Annotated in this window: 25 protein-coding genes; 15 read left to right on the top strand and 10 right to left on the bottom strand. The window is 64.9% G+C overall.

Annotation, left to right across the window (positions count from 1 at the left end):
- Nucleotides 1–12: 12 nt before the first annotated feature.
- The 7 genes from ATO3_RS05940 to ATO3_RS05910 all read left to right on the top strand — a co-directional run bounded on the left by ATO3_RS05940 (nt 13) and on the right by ATO3_RS05910 (nt 8,696).
- Entirely contained in the window at nt 13–1,275 is a 1,263-nt protein-coding gene (locus ATO3_RS05940; RefSeq protein WP_088648906.1) for a glycosyltransferase family 2 protein, read from the top strand.
- 102 nt (nt 1,276–1,377) lie between these two features.
- Nucleotides 1,378–2,271, top strand: a complete 894-nt coding sequence (gene galU, locus ATO3_RS05935; protein ID WP_088648905.1) for a UTP--glucose-1-phosphate uridylyltransferase GalU — start codon at nt 1,378–1,380, stop codon at nt 2,269–2,271.
- A 13-nt stretch (nt 2,272–2,284) separates the two neighbouring features.
- Nucleotides 2,285–3,268, top strand: a complete 984-nt coding sequence (gene galE / locus ATO3_RS05930) for a UDP-glucose 4-epimerase GalE (RefSeq protein ID WP_088648904.1) — start codon at nt 2,285–2,287, stop codon at nt 3,266–3,268.
- A gap of 19 nt (nt 3,269–3,287) precedes the next feature.
- A complete protein-coding gene (locus tag ATO3_RS05925; protein ID WP_233152045.1) occupies nt 3,288–4,484 on the top strand; it encodes a glycosyltransferase family 4 protein in 1,197 nt (398 codons plus the stop codon).
- Nucleotides 4,485–4,539: 55 nt separating this feature from the next.
- On the top strand, nt 4,540–5,550 hold the full coding sequence (locus tag ATO3_RS05920; protein ID WP_088648902.1) for a glycosyltransferase family 2 protein: 1,011 nt from the start codon (nt 4,540–4,542) through the stop codon (nt 5,548–5,550).
- The gene (locus ATO3_RS05915; RefSeq protein ID WP_088648901.1) at nt 5,547–7,247 is read left to right on the top strand and encodes a DUF5927 domain-containing protein; all 1,701 of its coding nucleotides are present in this window, start codon (nt 5,547–5,549) and stop codon (nt 7,245–7,247) included. Before ATO3_RS05920 ends, ATO3_RS05915 begins: the two co-directional genes overlap by 4 nt.
- Nucleotides 7,248–7,268: 21 nt before the next feature.
- Nucleotides 7,269–8,696 carry a sulfotransferase family 2 domain-containing protein gene (locus ATO3_RS05910; protein WP_088648900.1) on the top strand — a complete coding sequence of 476 codons (1,428 nt, stop codon included), beginning with the start codon at nt 7,269–7,271 and terminating at the stop codon, nt 8,694–8,696.
- Nucleotides 8,697–8,886: 190 nt separating this feature from the next.
- Here the strand turns inward: ATO3_RS05910 and ATO3_RS05905 are convergent, their stop codons facing one another.
- The 7 genes from ATO3_RS05905 to ATO3_RS05875 all read right to left on the bottom strand — a co-directional run bounded on the left by ATO3_RS05905 (nt 8,887) and on the right by ATO3_RS05875 (nt 13,687).
- Nucleotides 8,887–9,351, bottom strand: a complete 465-nt coding sequence (locus tag ATO3_RS05905) for a PTS sugar transporter subunit IIA (protein WP_088648899.1) — start codon at nt 9,349–9,351, stop codon at nt 8,887–8,889.
- Between the two features lie 45 nt (nt 9,352–9,396).
- Complete coding sequence (gene hpf, locus ATO3_RS05900) at nt 9,397–9,960, bottom strand: ribosome hibernation-promoting factor, HPF/YfiA family (protein WP_088648898.1); 564 nt, start codon at nt 9,958–9,960, stop codon at nt 9,397–9,399.
- 269 nt (nt 9,961–10,229) lie between these two features.
- Nucleotides 10,230–10,997 carry an LPS export ABC transporter ATP-binding protein gene (lptB, locus tag ATO3_RS05895; protein WP_233152044.1) on the bottom strand — a complete coding sequence of 256 codons (768 nt, stop codon included), beginning with the start codon at nt 10,995–10,997 and terminating at the stop codon, nt 10,230–10,232.
- Nucleotides 10,997–11,500 (bottom strand): lipopolysaccharide transport periplasmic protein LptA, encoded by a 504-nt coding sequence (gene lptA, locus ATO3_RS05890; protein WP_088649348.1) that lies wholly within the window; start codon nt 11,498–11,500, stop codon nt 10,997–10,999. The genes lptB and lptA overlap by 1 nt, the downstream gene beginning before the upstream one ends.
- Nucleotides 11,501–11,506: 6 nt before the next feature.
- Nucleotides 11,507–12,109, bottom strand: a complete 603-nt coding sequence (locus ATO3_RS05885; protein WP_088648897.1) for a hypothetical protein — start codon at nt 12,107–12,109, stop codon at nt 11,507–11,509.
- Between the two features lie 4 nt (nt 12,110–12,113).
- Complete coding sequence (locus ATO3_RS05880; RefSeq protein ID WP_088648896.1) at nt 12,114–13,076, bottom strand: KpsF/GutQ family sugar-phosphate isomerase; 963 nt, start codon at nt 13,074–13,076, stop codon at nt 12,114–12,116.
- Nucleotides 13,073–13,687, bottom strand: a complete 615-nt coding sequence (locus ATO3_RS05875) for a ribonuclease D (RefSeq protein WP_088648895.1) — start codon at nt 13,685–13,687, stop codon at nt 13,073–13,075. Before ATO3_RS05875 ends, ATO3_RS05880 begins: the two co-directional genes overlap by 4 nt.
- Nucleotides 13,688–13,822: 135 nt before the next feature.
- On the opposite strand from ATO3_RS05875, the gene ATO3_RS05870 reads away from it, so the two are divergent.
- Both ATO3_RS05870 and ATO3_RS05865 read left to right on the top strand, forming a co-directional pair.
- Nucleotides 13,823–15,556, top strand: a complete 1,734-nt coding sequence (locus tag ATO3_RS05870) for an acyl-CoA dehydrogenase (RefSeq protein ID WP_088648894.1) — start codon at nt 13,823–13,825, stop codon at nt 15,554–15,556.
- 148 nt (nt 15,557–15,704) lie between these two features.
- On the top strand, nt 15,705–16,088 hold the full coding sequence (locus tag ATO3_RS05865) for a response regulator (RefSeq protein WP_143747235.1): 384 nt from the start codon (nt 15,705–15,707) through the stop codon (nt 16,086–16,088).
- 106 nt (nt 16,089–16,194) lie between these two features.
- Here the strand turns inward: ATO3_RS05865 and ATO3_RS05860 are convergent, their stop codons facing one another.
- Together ATO3_RS05860 and ATO3_RS05855 are read right to left on the bottom strand one after the other, a co-directional pair.
- Nucleotides 16,195–16,662 (bottom strand): PRC-barrel domain-containing protein, encoded by a 468-nt coding sequence (locus ATO3_RS05860; RefSeq protein WP_158217914.1) that lies wholly within the window; start codon nt 16,660–16,662, stop codon nt 16,195–16,197.
- A 130-nt stretch (nt 16,663–16,792) separates the two neighbouring features.
- Nucleotides 16,793–17,653: a formate/nitrite transporter family protein gene (locus ATO3_RS05855; protein WP_088648891.1), complete on the bottom strand. Its 861-nt coding sequence runs from the start codon at nt 17,651–17,653 to the stop codon at nt 16,793–16,795.
- A gap of 317 nt (nt 17,654–17,970) precedes the next feature.
- Here ATO3_RS05855 and ATO3_RS28430 point away from each other — a divergent pair, with 317 nt between their 5' ends.
- The 3 genes from ATO3_RS28430 (at nt 17,971) to ATO3_RS05845 (ending at nt 18,783) form a co-directional block, all read left to right on the top strand.
- Nucleotides 17,971–18,186: a hypothetical protein gene (locus tag ATO3_RS28430; protein ID WP_143747234.1), complete on the top strand. Its 216-nt coding sequence runs from the start codon at nt 17,971–17,973 to the stop codon at nt 18,184–18,186.
- Nucleotides 18,179–18,448 carry a DUF7218 family protein gene (locus ATO3_RS05850; protein WP_088648890.1) on the top strand — a complete coding sequence of 90 codons (270 nt, stop codon included), beginning with the start codon at nt 18,179–18,181 and terminating at the stop codon, nt 18,446–18,448. Before ATO3_RS28430 ends, ATO3_RS05850 begins: the two co-directional genes overlap by 8 nt.
- 140 nt (nt 18,449–18,588) lie before the next feature.
- A complete protein-coding gene (locus tag ATO3_RS05845; protein ID WP_088648889.1) occupies nt 18,589–18,783 on the top strand; it encodes a PLDc N-terminal domain-containing protein in 195 nt (64 codons plus the stop codon).
- A gap of 185 nt (nt 18,784–18,968) precedes the next feature.
- On the opposite strand, the gene ATO3_RS05840 is transcribed toward ATO3_RS05845, so the two are convergent.
- Nucleotides 18,969–19,697, bottom strand: coding sequence for a Crp/Fnr family transcriptional regulator (locus ATO3_RS05840; protein WP_233152043.1), 729 nt, complete (start codon nt 19,695–19,697; stop codon nt 18,969–18,971).
- A gap of 80 nt (nt 19,698–19,777) precedes the next feature.
- On the opposite strand from ATO3_RS05840, the gene ATO3_RS05835 reads away from it, so the two are divergent.
- The 3 genes from ATO3_RS05835 to gdhA all read left to right on the top strand — a co-directional run bounded on the left by ATO3_RS05835 (nt 19,778) and on the right by gdhA (nt 22,129).
- Nucleotides 19,778–20,143, top strand: coding sequence for a hypothetical protein (locus tag ATO3_RS05835; protein ID WP_143747233.1), 366 nt, complete (start codon nt 19,778–19,780; stop codon nt 20,141–20,143).
- A 282-nt stretch (nt 20,144–20,425) separates the two neighbouring features.
- On the top strand, nt 20,426–20,593 hold the full coding sequence (locus tag ATO3_RS05830; protein WP_088648887.1) for a DUF1328 domain-containing protein: 168 nt from the start codon (nt 20,426–20,428) through the stop codon (nt 20,591–20,593).
- Nucleotides 20,594–20,785: 192 nt separating this feature from the next.
- Nucleotides 20,786–22,129, top strand: a complete 1,344-nt coding sequence (gene gdhA, locus ATO3_RS05825) for an NADP-specific glutamate dehydrogenase (protein WP_088648886.1) — start codon at nt 20,786–20,788, stop codon at nt 22,127–22,129.
- Nucleotides 22,130–22,136: the final 7 nt, after the last annotated feature.

The raw sequence follows: 22,136 nt of genomic DNA, 5'->3' as shown, positions 1-22,136 counted from the left end.
CGGAGGCTGCCCTTGACCGAACCGCTGACCGTCAGCGTGGTCATTGTCAGCCGGGGGCGCCCCGATGCGCTTGCCCGTTGCCTGTTGGGGGTCTCGCAGCTGCGATATCCCGCCTTCGAGGTCGTCATCGTCACGGACCGGGCCGGGGCCGCGCGGCTGTGGAGCATGCCCGAGTCGATCCACGTCAAGCTGCTGCGCTATGAAGAGCCCAACATCTCGGTCGCGCGGAACCTCGGGATTGCCGAGGCGGCCGGCGAGATCATCGCCTTCATCGATGACGACGCGGTGCCCGAACCCTCGTGGCTGACCTACCTGGTGGAGCCGTTCCGCTCGGTCAGTGTGACGGCGGCGGGGGGCTTCGTGCTGGGGCGCAACGGGATCTCCTACCAGTGGCAGGCGCAGTCGGTGGATTACATGGGCCTGTCCGAGGATATCCACGTGGACCCGGACCGGTTCACGATCCTGACGCCCACGGCCGAGCGCGCGATCAAGACGCAGGGCACCAACATGGCGGTTCGCCGGGTCTGGCTGGCGCGCGAAGGCGGGTTCGATCCCGGCTTCCGCTATTTCCTGGACGAGACGGACGTGAACCTGCGGCTGGCCGAGACAGGGTGCATGACAGCGGTGGTGCCGCAGGCGCTGGTGCATCACGGCTTTGCCGCCAATGCGACGCGGACCGCCGAAAGGGTGCCGCGAGACCTGTTCGAAATCGGGGCGAGCTGGGCGGTTTTTCTGGACAAGCATTGTCCGCCGGGTCAGCGCGCCCGCGCCCTGAACCGCGCGCGCCGGATCGAGCGAGTGCGTGCCCTGCGCCACATGGTGGCCGGCCGGCTGGAGCCGCGCGACGTGCGCCGCCTGATGAAGAGTTTCGAGGCCGGGCTAAAGGATGGCCGCGCCCGGGCGCATCGCCGCATGGCCGCGCTGGGCGGTCCCGAGGAGGCGTTCCAGCGCTTCCCGACCGCGATGGAGCGTCCGTCGACGGTGGTGGCGGGCCGGCCCTGGCAGCGGCAAAGCCGCCTGGCCCACGCGCTCTGGGAGCGCGGGGCGGGGCGCGTGGTGACGGAAATCATACTCTCGCCCACCGCGTGGCGGCACCGGGTGCGCTTTGGCGCGGACGGAATATGGCACCAATGTGGGGGTCTCTTCGGCAAGTCCGACCGAAGTGATTCGCGTTTCGCCCTGTGGAGTTTCAACCGCAGGGTGAGCAGAGAGATACGGCGTGTCGTAAACGTGAGACTAATTTCACGGGAACAAGTTGAAAGCCCACGGCGTTGAACTAATCGTGGCACCTTTTCCGTGTGCTGTCCGCAAATGTGTTATGCAGTTGCAGAAAGCACTTCTTCAGTGATCACCCAATTGTGTCGAGGTTGAGAGAACATGCGCAAACGAGTAACCAAAGCGATCTTCCCGGTAGCCGGGATGGGGACACGCTTCCTTCCAGCGACAAAGTCTGTCCCGAAGGAGATCATGACCCTGGTGGATCGCCCCCTGGTTCAGTATGCCATCGATGAGGCGCGCGCCGCAGGCATCAAGGAATTCATCTTCGTGACCTCGCGCGGCAAGAGCGCGCTCGAAGATTATTTCGACCATTCCCCGATCCTGGAACAGGAGCTGCGCAAGAAGGGCAAGGACGACCTTCTGGAGCAGCTCAAGGCGACCAACATGGACAGCGGCGCGATCGCCTACATCCGCCAGCACAAAGCGCTGGGCCTCGGCCACGCGATCTGGTGCGCGCGGCGTCTGATCGGTAACGAACCCTTCGCGGTCATGCTGCCCGATGACGTGATCGCCGCCGAGACCCCCTGCCTGCAGCAGATGGTCGAAGCCTACGAGGAAACCGGCGGCAACATGGTCGCGGCGATGGAAGTGCCGCCCGAGAAGACCAAGTCCTACGGCGTTCTGGATGTCGAGGAAGACATGGGCCACATGGTCAAGGTCAAGGCGATGGTCGAGAAGCCGCAGCCGGAAGAGGCGCCGTCCAACCTTGCCGTGATCGGCCGCTACATCCTCAGCCCCTCGATCTTCAAGACGCTGAACAACATGAAGACCGGCGCCGGCGGAGAGATCCAGCTGACCGACGCGATCGCCGCCGACATCGGCACCGAGAACGGCGTCTACGGCTACCGCTTCCGCGGCCAGCGGTTCGACTGCGGCTCCAAGGCGGGCTTCCTGCAGGCCACCGTGGCCTTCGGCCTCGCCCGCGAAGATCTGCGTGAGGACCTGCATCGCTTCCTGATGGAGATCACCCAGGTCGACAAGGCCGCGCAGTAAGGCACCGGACAAGGTGCAGAATGTACTTGTGACAGGCGGCGCGGGCTATATCGGCTCGCACGCCTGCAAGGCGTTGAAGGCGGCGGGATATAATCCCGTGACCTTCGACAGTTTCGTGACCGGCTGGCGACAGGCGGTGAAATTCGGCCCCGTGGAAGAAGGCGACCTGCTGGATCGCGCCCGGCTGGACGAGGTGTTCGCCAGGTACCAGCCCGTGGCGGTCATGCATTTCGCCGCGCTCAGCCTGGTCGGCGAGGCGATGAAGCTTCCCGGAAAATACTGGCGCAACAATGTGCTGGGCTCTTTGACCCTGATCGAAGCGGCCTGTGCCGCCGGGGTGGACAAGTTCGTCTTCTCTTCGACCTGCGCCACCTATGGCGAACATGACAACGTCGTGCTGGACGAGACCACGGCGCAGGAGCCTCTGAACGCCTACGGCGCGTCGAAACGTGCGATCGAGGATATCCTGCGGGATTTCGAGGCATCCGACGGGCTGAACCACGTGATCTTCCGCTATTTCAACGTGGCGGGCGCGGATCCGGATGGCGAGGTCGGGGAATTCCACCGGCCCGAGACGCACCTGATCCCCCTGATGCTGGACGCGATCGACGGCAAGCGCGATGCGCTGACCGTCTTCGGCACGGATTACGACACGCCCGATGGCACCTGCATCCGTGATTACGTCCATGTCTGCGACCTGGTGGATGCCCATGTGCTTGGCCTGAAATGGCTGGAGGACGGCAAGGGCAGCCGGGTGTTCAACCTTGGCACCGGCTCGGGCTTTTCGGTGCGCGAGGTCATCGACCAGTCGCGCGCCGTCACCAACCGCGAGGTCCCCTATACCGAGGGGCCGCGCCGGGCCGGCGATGCGACGAAGCTGGTCTCGGGCTCGACCCGGGCGGTGGAGGAACTGGGCTGGACACCGGAGCGGTCGAAGATGCACACCATGATCGAGGACGCATGGAAGTGGCATCAAACTGGGCATTACGACGAATAGACAGCCCCCCGCGCGGCTTTTGGATCTGACCCGGAGCCTGAGCCGCGCCGGACGCCAGCCCACCGGCATCGACCGGGTGGAGCTGGCCTATCTCGATCACCTTCTTCACGACGACATTCCGCTGTTCGGGTTGCTGCGCACCGGCGCGGGTTACCTTCTGCTGGACCGCGAGGGGCTGTCTGCGGCTCAGACGCGGCTGCATGGGACAGAGCCCTGGGGCGAGGCGGACCTGCTGTCGTCCATGTTCCGCAAGCGGCCCGAAATGGTGCGCCGCGCCGAAAGCGACCTGCGCGCCCTGGCCATTGGACGGTGCCGGCCCAGGGGGCTGGCGCAGATGCTGCGGCGGCATCTGCCGGCGGGGGCGGGTTACATCAACACCGGCCACGCGGGGCTGAACCTGCGGGCGCTTGGCGCGATCCGCAACGGGACAGGCGGGCCGATCGCGGTTCTGGTCCACGACACGATCCCGCTGGATCATCCGGACTACCAGCGCCCCGGCACGGTGGAGCGCTTTCGCCGGAAACTTGCCGCGGTCGAGGAGATGGCGGACCTGGTGATCTGCAACTCGCGATTCACCGAAACGCGGCTGCGGGAAACGCTTGCGCATTGCCCCGAGACGATTGTTGCCCCTCTGGGCGTAACACCGGCGCAACCGGATCCATTGTTGCTGCCCGAGGGTTTGCCGCCGGCGCGGCCCTATTTCGTGACCGTCGGCACCATTGAGCCCCGCAAGGGCCATGACCTGCTGCTGGATGTCTGGGACAGCCTGTGCGCCACGCGGCCCGGGGAAGAGATCCCCGGCCTGCTGATCTGCGGCGCGCGGGGATGGAACAACGCCGAAGTCTTCGCCCGTCTTGATGCGCTGCCCCCGGACGGGCCGGTGAAAGAGCTGCGGGGCCTGCCCGATGGCGCGATTGCGGCCTTGCTGCAAGGCAGCTGCGGCCTGCTCTTTCCAAGCCATGCCGAAGGCTACGGCCTGCCTCCGCTGGAGGCCGCCAGCCTGGGTGTTCCGGTGGTCCTGCGCGACCTGCCGGTCTATCGCGAAACCCTTGGCAACATTCCAGTTTACCAGAATGAAACCGATTGTTATCTATGGAGAAACATCGTCGATCAACTCTCGGCGGTGAAACAGGGTCATGATCGGAACAGCAAGGTGCCAAGGTTCGCAGCCCCAGGTTGGTCGGACCATTTCGACGTGGTAGGCAACAGGATCTGAGGCGCTCGCCTGAACCCAAGCGCCCGGGCGGAGCGCGGCAACGAGAGGCAGGACGTTGGGTGCCTGGAAATCCTACAAGCTACGGGTAAAGCGTCAGCGCTGGCGCGCGCGCGCATGGCGCAAGCATGGCGAGCTTTCGACCGTCGTGGACCGCACCCGGCAGATCCGCCGCGACGATCTTCTGGTCTTCTCCACCCAGCGCAACGAACAGATCCGACTGCCCTATTTCCTGGACTACTACCGCGACATGGGCGTCGCGCATTTCCTGATCGTCGACAACGACAGCACCGACGGCTCGCTCGACTACCTGGCCGACCAGCCCGATGTTTCGGTCTGGCATACCGAGGCGAGCTACAAGCGCTCGCGGTTCGGTGTGGACTGGCTGAACTGGCTGCAGGGCAGATACGGCCATGGCCACTGGTGCCTGGTGGTCGACCCGGATGAATTCCTGATCTACCCGTTCTGCGATACGCGCCCGCTGCGCGCGCTGACCGACTGGCTCGACGCCAGTTCGATCCGGTCGTTTTCGGCCATGTTGCTAGACATGTATCCCAAGGGCCGGCTGGACGATCAGCCCTATCGCCCGGGCCAGGATCCGCTTGAGATCGCGTCCTGGTTCGACAGCGGCAATTACACGCTGAAACGCAACCACGAATACGGCAACCTCTGGATCCAGGGCGGGCCGCGCCGCCGCATCTTCTTTGCGGACGAGCCCGATCGCGCCCCGGCGCTGAACAAGATCCCGCTGGTGAAATGGGACCGGCGCTATGCCTATGTCAGTTCGACCCACATGCTGCTGCCCCGCGGTCTGAACCTGGTCTACGACGAATGGGGGGGCGAGAAGGCGAGCGGGATCCTGTTGCACGCCAAGTTCCTCGACACGTTCGACACCAAGGCAAGGGAAGAGCTGGAGCGCAAGCAGCATTACGCCGCCTCGGTCGAATACCGGGCCTATGCCAGCCGGATGACGGACGATCCCGAGCTTTGGTGCACCTGGTCGGAGAAATACATCAACTGGCGCCAGCTCGAGATCCTCGGGCTGATGTCCAAGGGCAACTGGGCATGAGCAGCGTCGGCATCGTCATGCTGGTGCACACCGCGCTGGACCGGGCCGAACAGGTGGTGCGGCACTGGACGGCGGCCGGCTGCCCCGTCGTGCTGCACGTGGACAGCAACCTGCCGCGCAAGACCTACCGCGCGTTCGAGGCGGCGCTGGCCGATGACAAGCGGGTGCGGTTCTGCCGGCGCCATCGCTGCGAATGGGGCACCTGGGGGATCGTGGCCGCCTCGCAATCGGGGGCCGAGCTGATGCTGGCCGAATTCCCGGATGTGCGCCATGTCTACCTGGCCTCGGGATCCTGCCTGCCGCTGCGCCCGGTGCAGGAACTGATCGACTACCTTGCCGCCCGCCCCCGCACGGATTTCATCGAAAGCGCGACCACGGCCGACGTGCCCTGGACCGTCGGCGGGCTGGACGAAGAGCGGTTTTCGCTGCGCTTCCCTTTCTCGTGGAGGAAGAACCGCCTTCTCTTCGACCGTTACGTGGATCTACAGCGCCGGCTGAAGCTGCATCGCGAGATGCCCATGGGGCTGGTGCCGCATATGGGCAGCCAGTGGTGGTGCCTGACGCGGCAGACGCTGTCGGCGATACTCGAGGATCCGGACAGGCAGACCTATGACCGCTACTTCCGGCAGGTCTGGATCCCCGACGAAAGCTATTACCAGACGCTGGTGCGGGAATTTTCGACCAATATCGAAAGCCGGTCGCTGACCCTGTCGAAGTTCGATTTCCAGGGCAAGCCGCACATCTTCTACGACGATCACCTGCAGCTTCTGCGCCGCTCCGACTGCTTTGTCGCGCGCAAGATCTGGCCTCATGCTGATCGCCTCTACAAGGCGTTCCTCAGCGATGGTGGCGCGGCGATGAAGCGGACCGAACCGAACCCGGGCAAGATCGACCGCATCTTCGCCAAGGCGGTCGAACGTCGGACGCGCGGGCGTGCAGGGCTTTACATGCAAAGCCGCTTTCCCAACCAGGACTGGGAAAACGGGATCACCTCGGCGCAATATTCGGTCTTCGAAGGCTTCGCCGAGCTGTTCGAGGATTTCGAGCCATGGCTGGCCCGGATCACCGGCACCCGCGTGCACGGCCATCTCTTTGCGCCGGAGCGGGCGGAATTCTCGGGCAGGTCGGCCCTGATCAACGGGGCGCTCAGCGACAACGCCGCCTGCCGGGACAATGACGTAAAGGCCTTCTTTACCTCGCTGATCTGGAACACGCGCGGGGAACGCCAGTGTTTCCAGTACGGGCCGCGCGACAATGCCGATATCGAATGGACCCTGGCCAGGGACCCGAACGCGCAGATCTCGGTCATCTCCGGGGCCTGGGCCGTGCCGCTGTTTCGCAGCAACCGGTCCTTCCCGACCCTGCGGCGCGAGGCGGCGGAATTGCAGAAGATCGAGGCGGCCCATCTGAAGGTGCTGCGGTCGACCTGGACCAAGGCGCGCGTGCGGATCTGGACCATGGCCGAGTTCATCGAAAGCCCGATGGAGCCGTTGCAGACCATCATCGACGAGATCGGCACCGTCACGCCCCGCCGCCTGGCCGAGGCGCCGCGCATGGTCGACCTTGAAGGCTTTGGCCGCTTCCTGCAGAACCTCAAGAACCAGGGGATGCATCCCTACCTTATGGGCGATTTCCCTGTGGAGAGAGAGGTCAAGCATGCGCCGAAACCCCCGCGCAAACCCTACCTTGTGCAGTAAGTCCGGGGGCCGCCGCGCCTCATGAGCCGCTTCGACTATTTCATCGTCTTCGCCGAGATGCGCACCGGTTCGAATTTCCTCGAGGCGAACCTGAACGCCTTCGACGGGGTTCATTGCCTGGGCGAGCTCTTCAATCCGCATTTCATCGGCTATCCGAACAAGACCGAGATGCTGGACTTCAGCCAGGAACAGCGCGACGCGGACCCGATGAAGCTGGTGCGCGCGGTTAAGCAGCACGACGGCCTCGCCGGGTTCCGCTGCTTTCACGACCACGATGCGCGGGTGATCGACAAGGCGCTGGCCGATCCGCGCTGTGCCAAGATCGTGCTGACTCGCAATCCGCTGGAAAGCTATGTCAGCTGGAAGATCGCGCAGGAAACCGGGCAGTGGAAGCTGACCAACGTGACCCGGCGCAAGGATGCGCAGGCGACCTTTGATGCAGCTGAGTTCGACGCCCATGTCGAGGCGCTGCAGGCGTTCCAGCTGCGGCTGATGCGGGGGCTGCAGGTTTCGGGGCAGACGGCCTTCTACCTGGCCTACGAGGATCTGCGCGATCTCGACGTGATGAACGGCCTCGCCGCCTGGCTGGGGATCGAGGCGCGGCTGGAGGCGCTGGACAGTTCGCTGAAGCCGCAGAACCCGGCGCCGATCATCGACAAGGTCGCCAATCCCGACGCGATGGAAAAGGCGCTGGCCGGGGTCGACCGGTTCAACCTGACGCGCACCCCGAATTTCGAGCCGCGGCGCGGGGCGGCGACGCCGTCCTACGTGGGTGCTGCGCAGACGCCGCTGCTGTTCCTGCCGATGCGCGGCGCGCCGGAGGACGAGGTGATCGATTGGATGGCCGCGCTGGACGGGGTGGACCGCGACGCACTGGCCGCGAAGATGAGCCAGAAGGACCTGCGCAAGTGGAAGCGGCAGCATCAGGGCCATCGCAGTTTCACCGTGATCCGCCATCCCGTCGCCCGCGCCCATGCCGCCTTTTGCCGGCGGATCCTGCCGGCGGGCGAGGGCAGTTACCTGCAGATCCGCGACACGTTGCGGCGGGTGTTCAAGGTGTCGATCCCGAAGTCCGGCCCCGACGCGGACTGGAGCCGGGCCGCCCATCGCAAGGCCTTCGTGGAATTCACGGATTTCCTGCGCGCCAACCTCGCCGGGCAGACGGCGATCCGCGTGGATGCGACATGGTGCAGCCAGTCGCAGGCGCTGCAGGGTTTCGGGGATTTCGTGCCGCCCGACCATGTCTTCCGCGAGGCCGAATGGCGGACCGAGGCGCTGGCGCTGGCCCGCAGCCTGGGCGCCGGAGAGGCGGAACTGCCCCCGGCCGCGGCCCCCGACACGCCCTATGCGCTGGACGAGATCTATGACGACGAGATCGAGGAGATCCTGCGCAAGATCTACCAGCGGGATTACATGATGTTCGGCTGGGGGTCCTGGAAAGACGAATGAGCGCGACGTGGCGGGCGGCTCTCGACCCGGGCTGAACCGGAGGGGCCGGTGATGGTGCCGCGCCGCATCGGGCAAGGCCATGGGCCGGGCGCACCGAAACTGGCAGGTCCGCACCACGGCATGGGCGGGCCCGGTCAATCGGTGTGGTCCGGCCCGGAACGCGCAGGACGCTTCGGGCCGGCGCCGGTCGTCAGGCCGCCTGCACCGAGCGTCCTTCGGTGAGGATGGCATAAAGCGTCGCCGCGTCGTGGTTGGCGCGCAGCTTGGAACACAGGGTCTGGTCCCGCAGGGTGCGCGAGACTAGGGCCAGTGCCTTGAGATGTTCCACGCCGGCCTCTTCGGGGGCGAAAAGCGCGAATGCCAGGTCCACCGCCTGCCGGTCGATGGCGCCGAACTCGATCGGTTTGTCCAGGCGCAGGAACACGCCCTTCACACCGTCCAGCCCGGACACCCGGCAATGGGGCAGGGCGACGCCGTGGCCCACGCCGGTGGGGCCAAGGCTTTCACGCTCCATAAGGGCTTCAACGGTCATCGGCGCGTTCAGCCCATAGGCCGTATGCGCCAGATCACCGATATCCTGGAACAGCCGCTTCTTGCTCGAGGCCGATGCCAGAACCTTTACAGCCTCGGGATCGAGGATTTTCGAAAGATCCATGTTTTCTGCTCCGGCCCGCCTCCACCCTGGCGGGGTTGATTATTATTACGGGTCGATCCAGCCTATGTTGCCGTCATCCCGCCTGTAGACCACGTTCAGGGCTTCCTTGCCCTCGTTCCGGAACACCAGCACGGGCGCGCCGGCCAGTTCCATCTGCATCACGGCTTCGCCGACAGACAAAGACGGTATCTTTGTCTCCATCTCTGCGACGATGATCGGCTGCAGCGTTTCCGGCTCGGCATCCTCGGCCAGCTCTTCCGAGGCGAGGATATACGAGGAGGCTCCGAGGAGTTCAACCGGTTCCACGCGGTCCCGATGATGGTCCTTCAGCCGCCGTTTGTAGCGCCGCAGCTGCTTGTCCATCTTCTCGGAACAGGCGTCGAAGGCGGCGTAGATCTCGGTTGCATGGGCCTTGGCCTGGGCCGTCAGCCCGGTCGAGAGGTGCACGGTGCATTCACAGACGTATTCATGACCCGAGCGCGAAAAGACGACCTGCGCGTCCGTCGGGCGCTGCGAGTATTTCTCGACCACGCCGCTCAACTCGACTTCGACATGGGTGCTCAGGGCCGCTCCGACGTCGATCTGGTGTCCGCTGATCTGGTATTGCATGCGCTCTCCTTGTGGCAACTCACCCGTGAACCGGCCTTGGCCGGGCGTAGATCTGGGCACTACAGGGTGAAGGTGAAAAGCCGGCCCGTCACCGAATAGCAGATCCGGGTCTCCATCCTGTGGATGGCATTGGCGGGAACTGCGTCGCGTTGAACTGGAGCCATACATTCCATTGAGCCCCTGCAAAGCCGCCCTGTCAATCAAAACACGCGCGCGACTTGGCCAAAAAGCGGATCAATGCGCGCGAACAAAAATTGCTTGAGAAAGCGTTAAGAAATCCGAAAATTCTCGCCAAGGTAGACCCGGCGAACATTTTCGTTCTCGACGACATCGCGCGGCGTGCCGGACATCAGCACGCGCCCATCATGAAGAATATAGGCACGCTCCACGATATCCAAAGTCTCGCGGACGTTGTGATCGGTGATCAGCACGCCGATGCCACGGGTTTTCAGGTCCTGCACCAGGTGCCGGATGTCGCCGACCGAGATCGGGTCGACCCCGGCAAAAGGTTCGTCCAGCAGCAGGTACTTGGGATTCGCGGCCAGGCAGCGCGCGATCTCGACCCTGCGGCGTTCGCCGCCCGACAGGGCCAGCGCCGGAGCGCGGCGCAGATGTTCGATCGAGAAATCCGACAGAAGCTCTTCCAGCCGCTCGCGGCGGGAATGGCGGTCGGGCTCCACCGCCTCCAGAACGGCGAGGATGTTGTCCTCGACCGACAGCCCGCGGAAGATCGACATCTCCTGCGGGAGATAGCCGATGCCCAGCCGGGCGCGACGGTACATGGGCAGGGTGGTGACGTTCTGCCCGTCGATCGTGACGGTCCCGGCCTCTGGATAGACCAGGCCTGCCACCGCGTAAAATGTGGTCGTCTTGCCCGACCCGTTGGGGCCCAGCAGCGCCACGACCTCTCCGCGATCGAGATGCATGGAGAAATCCCGAATCACGACCTTCTTGCGGTAGGACTTGCGCAGGTGCTCCACGCGCAGCCCGCCGGTGCCGGCGGTGACGTTCAGGTCTGGCATGTCCGGCCCGTCCATCAGCCGTCTTCTTCCGGGCTGCCGTTCTCGGGCATGAAGATCGTCCGGACCCGCCCGGTCATCCGCGCGGTGCCGGTGGCAAGGTCGACATTCAGCTGCTCGCCGCTCAGCGCGTTGGGGCCCTGGCTCAGAAGCACGTCGCCGGTCATGATGACGATGCCGCTGTCGATCGTGTAATCGGCCTTCTCGGCCTCGGCGGCGTCGGGGCCGTTGACCAGAACCACCTTGCCGGTGGCCACCAGCCGGTCGATGCCCGAGCGGTCGGGCTTGTAGACCACCAGCACCTCGGTCGCGGTCAGGCGCATTTCGCCCTGTCCGACCACGACGTTGCCGGTGAAGATCGCGGTGCCGTCTTCCTGGTCGACATCTAGCGCGTCGGCCGTGACCTCGACCGGTTGCGAGGTATCGGCGCGCAGCCCGCCAAAGGCCAGGTTGGTGCCCTGTGCTGGTGCCGTCGTGGCAAGCCAGCTGGCTGTCAGGGCGAGGCAGAGAATTCGCGGCAGCAAGGCTTACCTCTCGGTTGACTGTGGGTCATATACCAGCTTGACGCCGTTGAGGAACACTAAATGCGTCGCGCCCGGGTCATTGTCAGGTGACATGATCCGCATCGCCCCGGCGTCCAGCTCTCCGAGCGGGCCGTTGCCTGCCACGGGGCCGGGCGCGGTGGCGTCGATCCGCTTTATCGCCGTTTCCAGCCGGTCGGTCACCAGCTGGTAGCCGGTGTCGGTGGTGATCGTCACCGTTCCGCGGAATTCCGCCAGGTCGCGGCGCAGGTTGACCCAGCCGCTGGCCGCCTCGAGCGTGATAACCCCGCCGCTTGCCAGCCGGATTTCCCCGCGCAGGTTCTGCGCCGCGCCGGGTTCGTCGTCGGTGCCGGGCACCGCCTTGTCGGCAGAGAGCGACACTTCGTCCCCACGCTCGGTGCTGCCGGCAAAGCGCGGCTCGGTGATCTGTTGGTCGCGGATCCTTTCGGCGATTTCGGCGTCCGAGAAGGGGATCGTGGCATTGGGATCCGCGCTTTGTGACAACAGGAAAAGCGTGGACAGGATCGCAAGCGCGGCCAGCGGAAGCACCACTTTCAGAAAGGCCACACGCCGCGAATAGCTGTCCATGGTCTCAGCCCACCCCGGCGCGCAGGCAATCGTGCAGGCGGATCAGGCCTTCGGCCCTGCGCGATCCCTCGGGCACGACGAACAGGCAGGTAATCTTGCCGGTCATCTGCGCAACCGCCTCTTCCGCCAGGGCGCCGGGGCCGATGGTGCGGGGGCCACGGGTCATCACGTCGGCGGCCTTCTGCGTCAGCAGCCCGTCCATGTGGCGGCGCAGGTCGCCGTCGGTGATGATGCCGGTCAGCAGGCCCCGGTCGTCGGTTACGCCCGCGACGCCGAATTCCTTGCGAGTCATCTCGATCAGGACATCGGGCATCGCCGTGTCTTCGGACACCAGCGGCAGGGCGTCGCCGGTGTGCATCAGGTCGCCCACTGTGGACAGCCGCGCGCCCAGCTTGCCGCCGGGGTGGAAGTTGCGGAACGCCTCGGGCCCGAAATCGCGGTGCTGCATGATCGCCACGGCCAGTGCGTCGCCCATGGCCAGCGTCAGCGTCGTGGAAATCGTCGGTACCATGCCGAAGCCGCAGGCCTCGCCCAGCGACGGGATCAGCAGATGAGCGTCGGCGGCCTGCATCAGCGTGCTGTCCATCCGGCTCGACAGGCCGATCAGCGGGATCTGGAACCGGCGGGTATAGCTGAGCAGGTTCGCCAGCTCCGGCGCCTCGCCGGAATTGGAGATCGCCAGCACCACGTCGCCCCGCGCCACCATGCCGAGATCGCCGTGCGACGCCTCGGACGGGTGCACGAAATGGGCCGGCGTTCCGGTGGAGGCCAGCGTCGCCGCGATCTTGCGCCCGATATGGCCCGACTTGCCGATGCCCGAGACGATGACCCGCCCCTCGGCCTCGAGCATCATCTGCACGGCCTCGGCAAAGCGCTCGTCAAAGGCGCCGGCCAGCGCCTCGAGCGCCTTGGCCTCGTCCTGCACGACCTGCCGCGCAGTGGCCAGGAAGCGCTCGGCCTCGGTCATGAGTGGGCGAAGATGTCGGTTTCGGGCCAGCCCGCGAGGTCGAGCTTCGCGCGCATGGGCAGGAAGTCGAAGCAGGCCTGTGCCATCTCGGTCCGGCCCTCGCGGGCGAGCATGTCGTCGAACTTCTCGCGCAGCTTATGCAGGTAGAGGACATCCGACGCGGCATAATCCAGCTGCGCGGGCGTCAGCTCGGCGGCACCCCAGTCGCTGGACTGCTGCTGTTTCGAGATGTCGACGCCCAACAGTTCGGAACAGAGGTTCTTCAGCCCGTGCCGGTCGGTATAGGTGCGCACAAGGCGGCTGGCGATCTTGGTGCAATAGACCGGGGCCGCCAGCGCGCCGAAGGTGTTGTACATCGCGGCGATGTCGAAGCGGCCGAAGTGGAACAGCTTCAGCACGTTCGGGTCTTCCAGCATCTTCGCGAGGTTCGGCGCCTCGGTCTGGCCCTTTTCGACCTGGACGATATGCGTGTTGCCGTCGCCGCCCGACATCTGGATCACGCAGAGCCGGTCGCGATGAGGGTTCAGCCCCATGGTCTCGCAATCGATGGCGACGACGGGGCCCATGTCGAGCCCGTCGGGCAGGTCGTTCTTGTAAAGTGTATTGGCCAAGGCAGCTCTCCGCGTTTGGGCCGAGATAGGGCTTTCGCGCCATGAACTCAACAGACGCAAGGTCACGAGACGCGGCGTCTGGCCTGACATATGTCAGATTGGCTAGGGTCCGGCGGGGAGCCTGAGGAGGATGTAATGCGAGCCTATGATCGCGAGGACCTGCTGTTTCAGTTGTTCGACGTGGCCGGCGTGGAGGAGATCATCGCCGGCACCGAGCTGGATGCGGACGCCGTGCGCGGGATTCTCGACACCGCCGACCAGATCGCTACGGATCACTACCTGCCCCATGCGCACGAGATCGACGAGAATGAGCCGGTTTTCGACAACGGCCGCGCGATCCTGCCCGACGCGGTGAAACCGGCGGTGGATGCCTTCATCGAGGGCGGGTTCCTGGCCGGTCCGTTCCGGCCCGAGCACGGCGGGCTGGGCCTGCCCGAGACGGTGCACCAGGCGGCGTCCTTCGTCTTCTCGGCCTCCAATGTGTCGATCAAGGGCTATGCCATGCTGACGATCGGCGCCGGGCGGCTGATCCAGTCGTTCGGCACCGAGGATCAGAAGACCCGCTACCTGGAGCCGATGGTCGAGGGGCGGTATTTTGGCACCATGTGCCTGAGCGAGCCGCAGGCCGGGTCGAGCCTGTCGGACATCACCACGAAGGCCGAGCCGATGGAGGACGGGCGCTACCGGATCTCGGGACGGAAGATGTGGATCTCTGCCGGAGAGCACGAGCTGTCGGAGAACATCGTGCACATGGTGCTGGCCAAGATCCCGGGCGGGCCGCCGGGGGTGAAGGGGATATCGCTGTTTATCGTGCCCAAGATCCGGCTGGACGGTACGCGCAACGATGTCACGCTCGCCGGGCTGAACCACAAGATGGGTTATCGCGGCACCACCAACTGCGCGCTGAACTTCGGCGAACAGGGCGATTGCATCGGCGAGCTGGTGGGCGAGCCGCACCAGGGCCTGCGCTATATGTTCCAGATGATGAACGAGGCGCGGATCGGGGTCGGCATGGGCGCGACGGCGCTGGGTCAGGCGGGGTTCCAGGCCTCGCTGGCCTACGCCAGGGACCGGCCGCAGGGGCGGTCGCCGGTGGCGAAGGACCCGGCCTCGCCGCAGGTGCCGCTGATCGGTCACGCCGATATCCGGCGGCTGCTGCTGGCGCAGAAAGCGGCGGTGGAACCGGCCCTGGCGCTGGCATTATACTGTGCCGTTCTGGTGGACCGGCACCGCGCGGGGGATGCCGACGCGCTGACCCTGCTGGACGTGCTGACACCCGTGGCGAAATCCTGGCCTTCGGAATTCTGCCTGGAGGCCAACAAGCACGCGATCCAGGTGCTGGGCGGCGCCGGCTATACCCGCGATTACCCGGTGGAGCGGCATTACCGCGACAACCGTCTGAACCCGATCCACGAAGGCACGCATGGCATCCAGGGCATGGACCTGCTGGGCCGCAAGGTGATGATGCAGAACGGCGCGGGCTTCACCGCGCTGACCGGGGCGATCCGCGCCGATATCACGGGGGCCGGGCATCCGCTGGGCGATCCGCTTTCGGCCGCCGTCGACCGGCTGGAGGAGGTGACGCGCAGCCTGACCGCGCAGGTGCTGGCCGATCCCGAACGCGGGTTGGCCAATGCAACGCTGTACCTGGATTTAACCGGGCACGTGATCATGGGATGGATGTGGCTACGCATCGCGCGTGCCGCGGCCGAGAAGGCCGGGCGCGAGGGAGACAGCGATTTCCTGAAGGGAAAGCAGCAGGCCGCGCGGTATTTCTATGCGCGTGAACTGTCGCGGACGGAAGGCTGGGCGCGGACGCTGCTGGCCAATGACGCTTCGGCCTTCGAGATGCAGGCCGGCTGGTTCTGAGACCTACATCCGAACGGCTGGCTTGTGTTGCCGCAACGCCATGTTACCCAGGTTGTCGCGAGGGAAGCGAGGAAAGCGGTTTGAATTTGATCGCCTAATGGTGTAGTGAACATAATCTTACACCCGCATAGGTTGAGTCATTCTTGTCGTGTCAGAGTCCAGGAAAAAGATACTGCTTGTCGAAGACGACTGGTTCACCCGGTTCATGATGCAGGAAATCCGGGACACGCTGAACGTCGAAATCGACATCGCAGACAGCGTAAGCGACGGTCTGAGCCGGTTCCGCGACAATCCCGATGCTTACGGGCTTGTCCTGATGGATGCGCAGATGCCCGTCGACAACGGGCACGACGCGGGCCAGCCGTTCCATGACATGCCCGAGCGGTTCGGACAGGAGGTGCCGATCATCGCGGTCTCGACCGACGAACGGCTGCTGGATGACGGGCTGCTGCGCAGCTACGGCATTTCCGGGCACCTGCGCAAACCGGTGACCCCGGGCGAGCTGATGGCGCTTATCGACCGCTACTGCTGAGCGCGGTGGCCCAAGGCTCAAGATGCGGCGGCCCAACGCGCAGGGCTTCAAAGAAAAAGGGGCCGGTGACCCGACCCCTTCTTCCGTAGTTCCGGTTTAACGCGGGTTACGCGTCATACTCGGGCATCTGTTCCAGCTGCTCTTTCGTCACATCGGCGTAGATGCGCATGGAGCCGTCTTCGATGTTCTCGGTCAGCATCAGCGTGTCGAAGCTGACGACGACGTCTTTCTCGCCGATCCCGAGGAACCCGCCGACACCCAGGATGGCGGCCACGATCTCGCCATCCGGCGTCACGACGAGGTTCTCGATCTCGCCGACACGCTCCTTGGAGGCGTCATAGACCCACTTGCCCATCACATCCGAAGCGGCGACGGCGCCGGCGTCAATCTTGCGATAGCCTTCCGGCTCCGATGTCAGCAGTTCCAGGTCAGTGATGCTGAAGTCCCAGCGCTCATCCATGATGATCGGGTCGGCCATGTCGGACGAAGCGCTCGACTCGGTGGCGGTCGACGCTGCGAAGGACGGGGCCGCGATTGCAAGTGCAAGGGTCGATGCGGTCATAAGACGAAGCATGATGATCTCCTTTCCAACTATGGTAGTCGTATTCCTGACCCGGGATCGTCCCGGGCCGTCTGGTAGGAAAACCCGAAGTCCCCAAACGCGTTCCGAAGATTTTGCTTGGAACATTCGGCCGCAGCCCGCGTTACCGCGCGCTCCTTTGGCGGTCGTTTTCCTTCTCTTCGACCTCGGGCCGGATCTGGCCCCAGGCGAGCATGGTGAAGACCATCGTGCCGCCCAGCACGTTGCCCGCCAGCACCGGCAGGAAAAAGTCCAGCACCGCGCCCCGCGCGCCCAGTTCGCCCTGCACGACCAGGAAGGCCATCTCGACCGAGCCGGCGACGATATGGGTGAAATCCCCCAGCGCGATCAGCCAGGTGAACAGGATGATCACGGGCACCTCGCTGTGCTCGACCACCGGCAGCATCCAGACCAGCGCCGCGATCAGCACGCCGGCGGGGATGCCGCGCATCATGCCTTCGAAAGGCGGCATGGAGGTCGCGTGATGGCTCAGCTCCATCATCGCGGTCCTCACCTCGTCCGACAGCACCGGGGCATAGACATAGAATGCCGCGACGATGAACGCGCCCACGACATTGGCCAGCAGCACGACGGACCAGAGCCGCCCGGTCCGCAGGTAGGACCGCCAGTCTTTCGACAGCATGACCGGCACCACGGTGGTGATCGTGTTCTCGGTGAACAGCTGCATCCGGCCCAGGACCACCAGCAGGAAGCCGAAGCTGTACCCGAAGTTCTCAACGATATAGGCCCAGTCGGCGTCGGGCAGGTGGGCGCGCAGCACCGCTTCGCCCAGAACGGAGAACGAGATCAGCATCCCGGCCATCACGCCGGAGTTCCACGTCGAACTCACCGGTCGCTGCAGTTCCTCTTCGCCGTTGCGGCGGATCGCTTCGAAGATCAGGCGGGGCGAGAGCATGGCCGCCTCCTTGACGGCCTCTTGCTCTTCCTCCCGCAGCGGCAGATCTTCGGATAGTTCGTCTTCCATTGTGCGCCCCTGGGCTGATGGCTGCCGTGCTCCGCAGGCCCCGTCCGGATGAAGAGGCGCGCGCGAGGTGCGGCAGCCACCTCGCGCGCGCGGAGTCTGATGCAGGCGTGATGTCACCGGACATACGCGCGGGCGGCCGGGTTGGTTCCCTTACGGCACCCTGCGACACGCGGGCGCGGGGCCTGGGGACATCCCGCCTTGCTCTGATGTCCCACGATATCGCGCAATCCGCATTGGGCGGGAAATTCGGATTTCAAGGGAACCGCCGTACGGATCGCGCGTTGTTCAACCAAATCAAATCAAAAAGGAAACAGCCGATGCCGACGTCGTCATCGAACAGGAGAGTTGTACGTTTCGAACCCCGCGTGCCCGTCCTTATCGGCACGATCCTTCTGGTGGGGGTCCTTGGCGAAAGCGGCATGGACTGGAGCAAGTGCGGCAGCGATCAGGACCTGATCTCGGCCTGCGCGCTTGAGATCGACGCGCTGCCCGAGCTGGTGCAGGGCGTGATGATGGAGACGGAAAATGGCTGACGCCAAGACATCCGACCCGTCCATCAAGGACGAGGAAACCTACGAAGCCCTGCGCGACAAGGGCTACGGCAAATCCAAGGCCGCGGCGATCGCGAATGCGCAGGCGAATGACGACATGGCCCCCTCGAAGAAAGGCGGCAAGTCGCCGCCCTACGAGGAGTGGACGAAGAGCGAGCTTTACGATCGTGCGCGGGAACTCGACATCGCGCAGCGCTCGGAAATGAGCAAGGACGAGCTGATCGACGCCCTGCGCAATCAGTGACCCGAGAGCCGCGCGCCAGCGTGGCCCCCTGACTGCCGTGCGTCAGCGCGGTTTACCGGAGCGGGCACGCGCGCCAGCGCATCCGCTTCCCCGAACTTGTCGCGTGCAGCGCGGCCCGATCATCAAAAAGGAGACCTGACATGGGTTTGGAAATCACCGGCATTGGCGGCCTCATTCTTCTTATCCTCGACATCTGGGCGATCGTGTCCATCGTGAACTCGTCCGCGACAACCGGCGCCAAGGTGCTGTGGTCGCTGCTGGTTCTGGTGCTGCCGCTGATCGGCTTCATCATCTGGCTGATCGCCGGCCCGCGGTCGTCTTCGGCCCACGCCTGATCGCATCGCCCGCAGAGGGCAGCATTTTCGAAACGCCCGGTGTCACAACCGGGCGTTTTCGCTTTCGGGGAATGAAAAAGAGGCCTGGCGAGCCATGCCAGGGGATGCGCAACGTCAAGACACGCGAAAGCCCCGCCGTGGTCAGAGGCGGGGCATCGACAGGCCGGGACAGGCCCGCGCGGCGGTCAGATCAGCGGGCGGGTTGCCGTAATGCTGGACTCGAAATCGTAGAGGCTGGCCAGCGTGTCGGGCTCCGGAACCCTCAGCCAGCCTTCGGACCAGTTCGCCAACTGCCGCGACCGGAACCGCGCCAGCGTCTTGTTCGTGTGCACCAGTGAAAGCCCCAGGGCATCGGCCAGGTCCTGCTGGCGATAGGGCAGCGGCACCCGTCCGTTCTTGCGCAGGCCCACCGCGGTCAGCCGCCTGTCGAACCGTAGCAGGGCCCAGGCGATCCTGGCCTGCGCGTCCATCTGGCCCAGCACGGTCAGGGCCTCGCCCAGCAGGTGTTCCTCGTTCGCGGCCAGGTGGGTCAGGCTGAACGCCAGGTCCGGCTGCGAGCGGAACAGCGTCCAGAGGTCGGACCGGTTGAACACGCACAGCCGCATCTCGGTCGAGGCCTCGACCGAGTGTTGCATGACATCCATGACCCCCGATTGCAGGCCGATGAAGTCCCCGGGCAGGACAAAGCCCACCACCTGCCGATCCCCGTCGCTTGTCGTCTTGTATCGCAGGCCCATGCCGCTCAGCGTGGTGAACAATTGCGAAGAAGACGCCTGTTCCGTCAGAATCTCGGTCCCCGGCTGGGCCACCAGTTCACCGGTCTTGAACCGCGACAGGAAAGCCAGCGTGGATTTGCTGATCGGCGAGAAAAGGTCGAATTGACGTAACGGACAGTTGGCGCAATCGATGGTCAAACGTGATGTCCTATGTCGTGGTTTAATGCAGAGCCCGCATTTTTCCATGATACCGGCGGTGAAACCCACTGGAGGGACCCATGGAAGATGCATGCATGAATGCCATCATTGGCACCTTGCTCATCGTCGAGAGCTTCGTGGAGGCCGACGATCTTCAGGATGCGTTCGAACAACGCCGACTGGGTCCGGTCGTGCATATGCGCTCGGTCGAAACCGCCCGGGCGATGTTGCAGGAAACCGGTCGCAAGCCTCAGATCATCGTTGTCGGAGCTGCCGCCGACGCCGTCCTGGTGCGTGCCCTGATCGAGGAACAGAACGCTCTCAAGGTGCGTCTTCTGATCCTCAACGACGATATGGGCGACGAATTGACCCCGGGCGTGATTCACCTGTCGCGGCCTTACGGCGAACGCGAGCTGAGTTCGGCGATCGACCAGCTCGTCGGGTAGGGCCGGTCCGGTCCGGGTGGCCTCTGGCATGACTGCTGGTGCTCCCCTCACATGCTCAAAAGAGCGCGCCGCCAGGCTTGGAATGGTCGGGACGCCTCTCGGATCCAACTCTTGCGAGGTAAGTTAAAGAGCGGATCCGGGAGGCGCCCGACAGGGTCGCGCCTGTGCGCGCTTCCCCTCCTGAACGCCGCTCAAATCCAAAAAGTTCCCGGGTTAATTTCGGGAACCCGGCATCATGCATCTCGTTTTTCCTCCAGATGAACGATGTGGAAGGATGCAAGGATGCTATACTGGGCTTTGATTTTTTTCGTTGTCGCCGTGATTGCCGGACTGTTCGGCTTCGGCGGGATCGCGGCGGCCTCTTCCGGCGTTGCGCAGATCCTGTTCGTGCTGTTTCTTGTGCTGTTCCTGGCAACTCTGGTTATCCGCCTGGTGCGCGGCACCTGGTAACACCATGACGCAGACACGACACTGACCGCCTGATCGGCGGGCGCCGGAATCCGACGCCCGCCCATCCGGTGTTGGGCCCCTGTTCAGCCACAGGACGTCAGTCACGGCACGCCGGACCCGGCCCAGACTTTCACGGCATATCCGACACATCCCCCCGATGTCTCCAGACACCCAAAGACCGAAGGACACCATATGGATCGCCGCAGCGCGCTGACCGAAACTTTCATGGCCTCCCTCCTGCCCTGTACCGAACAGGAAACGCTTTACCGGCAGGCCGTCCGCGAGGTCGCCGAAGACGTGCTGACCATCGAGAAGAACAATCCCGCTTATGCCGAAGCCCGGGTGCTGCACCGCCTGGCCGAGCCGGACAGGATCCTGTCCTTCCGCGTGGTCTGGGAGGACGACGATGGCGGCGTGCAGATCAACCGGGCCTGGCGGATTCAGTGTTCGAACGCCATCGGCCCCTACAAGGGCGGCCTGCGCTTTCACCCGCGGATCAGCCTCGATGTGCTGAAGTTTCTCGCCTTCGAGCAATGCTTCAAGAATGCCCTCACCGGTCTGCCGCTGGGCGGCGCCAAGGGTGGCGCGGATTTCGATCCGCGCGGCCGGTCCGAGCGCGAGATTATGCGCTTCTGCCAGGCCTTCATGCGCGAGATGGCGCCCTTCATCGGCCCGGATACCGACGTGCCCGCCGGTGACATCAATGTCGGCCCGCGTGAGATCGGTTATCTCTTCGGTGCCTGGCGGAAGGCCTCGCATGTCTATGGCGGTGCGCTGACGGGCAAGGGGCTAAGCTATGGCGGCTCCGAAGGACGGGTCGAGGCAACCGGCTACGGGCTGATCTATTTCCTTCAGGCGATGCTGGCCCATCAGGGCGACGATGTCGCGGGCCGGCGCATCGCCGTATCCGGCAAGGGCAACGTCGCGACCCACGCGGCCGAGAAGGCCATCGCCGAAGGTGCGGTGGTCACGACGCTGTCGGATACCTCGGGGACGCTGCTGGCCGAGGATGGGCTGACCCAGGACGCCGTCGAATGGGTGCGCGCACGGAAAGCCGCCGGAGAGGACATCGCCGATCCGCCCGCGCGCTTTGGCGCGACCTATCGCGAAAACGCTACCCCGTGGGAGACGGGCCCCGAAATCGCGCTGCCCTGCGCCACCCAGAACGAGCTGGACGCCGACATGGCCCGCGCGCTGGTCGATGGCGGGGCGAAGATCGTGGCCGAGGGGGCGAACATGCCGCTGACGGCCGGGGCCTCGGACGTGATCCGCCGCGCCGGGCTGTGCCATGTGCCGGGCAAGGCCTCCAACGCGGGAGGCGTCGCGGTCAGCGGGCTGGAGATGAGCCAGAACCGCCACGGTCGCCAGCTTAGCGCCGACGCCGTCGACAAGGCCCTGCGCGACATCATCCTGCGGATCCATGACAGCGTGGTCCGTGAGGGCCGCGATGACGGCCGGATCGATTACATCCGCGGCGCCAATATCGCCGGGTACCGGCGTCTGGCGCAGGCCATTTCCGCGCAGGGTGTCCTTTGAGGAGCGA

This window comes from Marinibacterium profundimaris (assembly GCF_002210095.1).
GTDB classification, from domain to species: Bacteria; Pseudomonadota; Alphaproteobacteria; order Rhodobacterales; family Rhodobacteraceae; genus Marinibacterium; species Marinibacterium profundimaris.
Note: the sequence above shows the minus strand (reverse complement) of the source record. Positions and strands in the feature narration are given on the sequence as shown.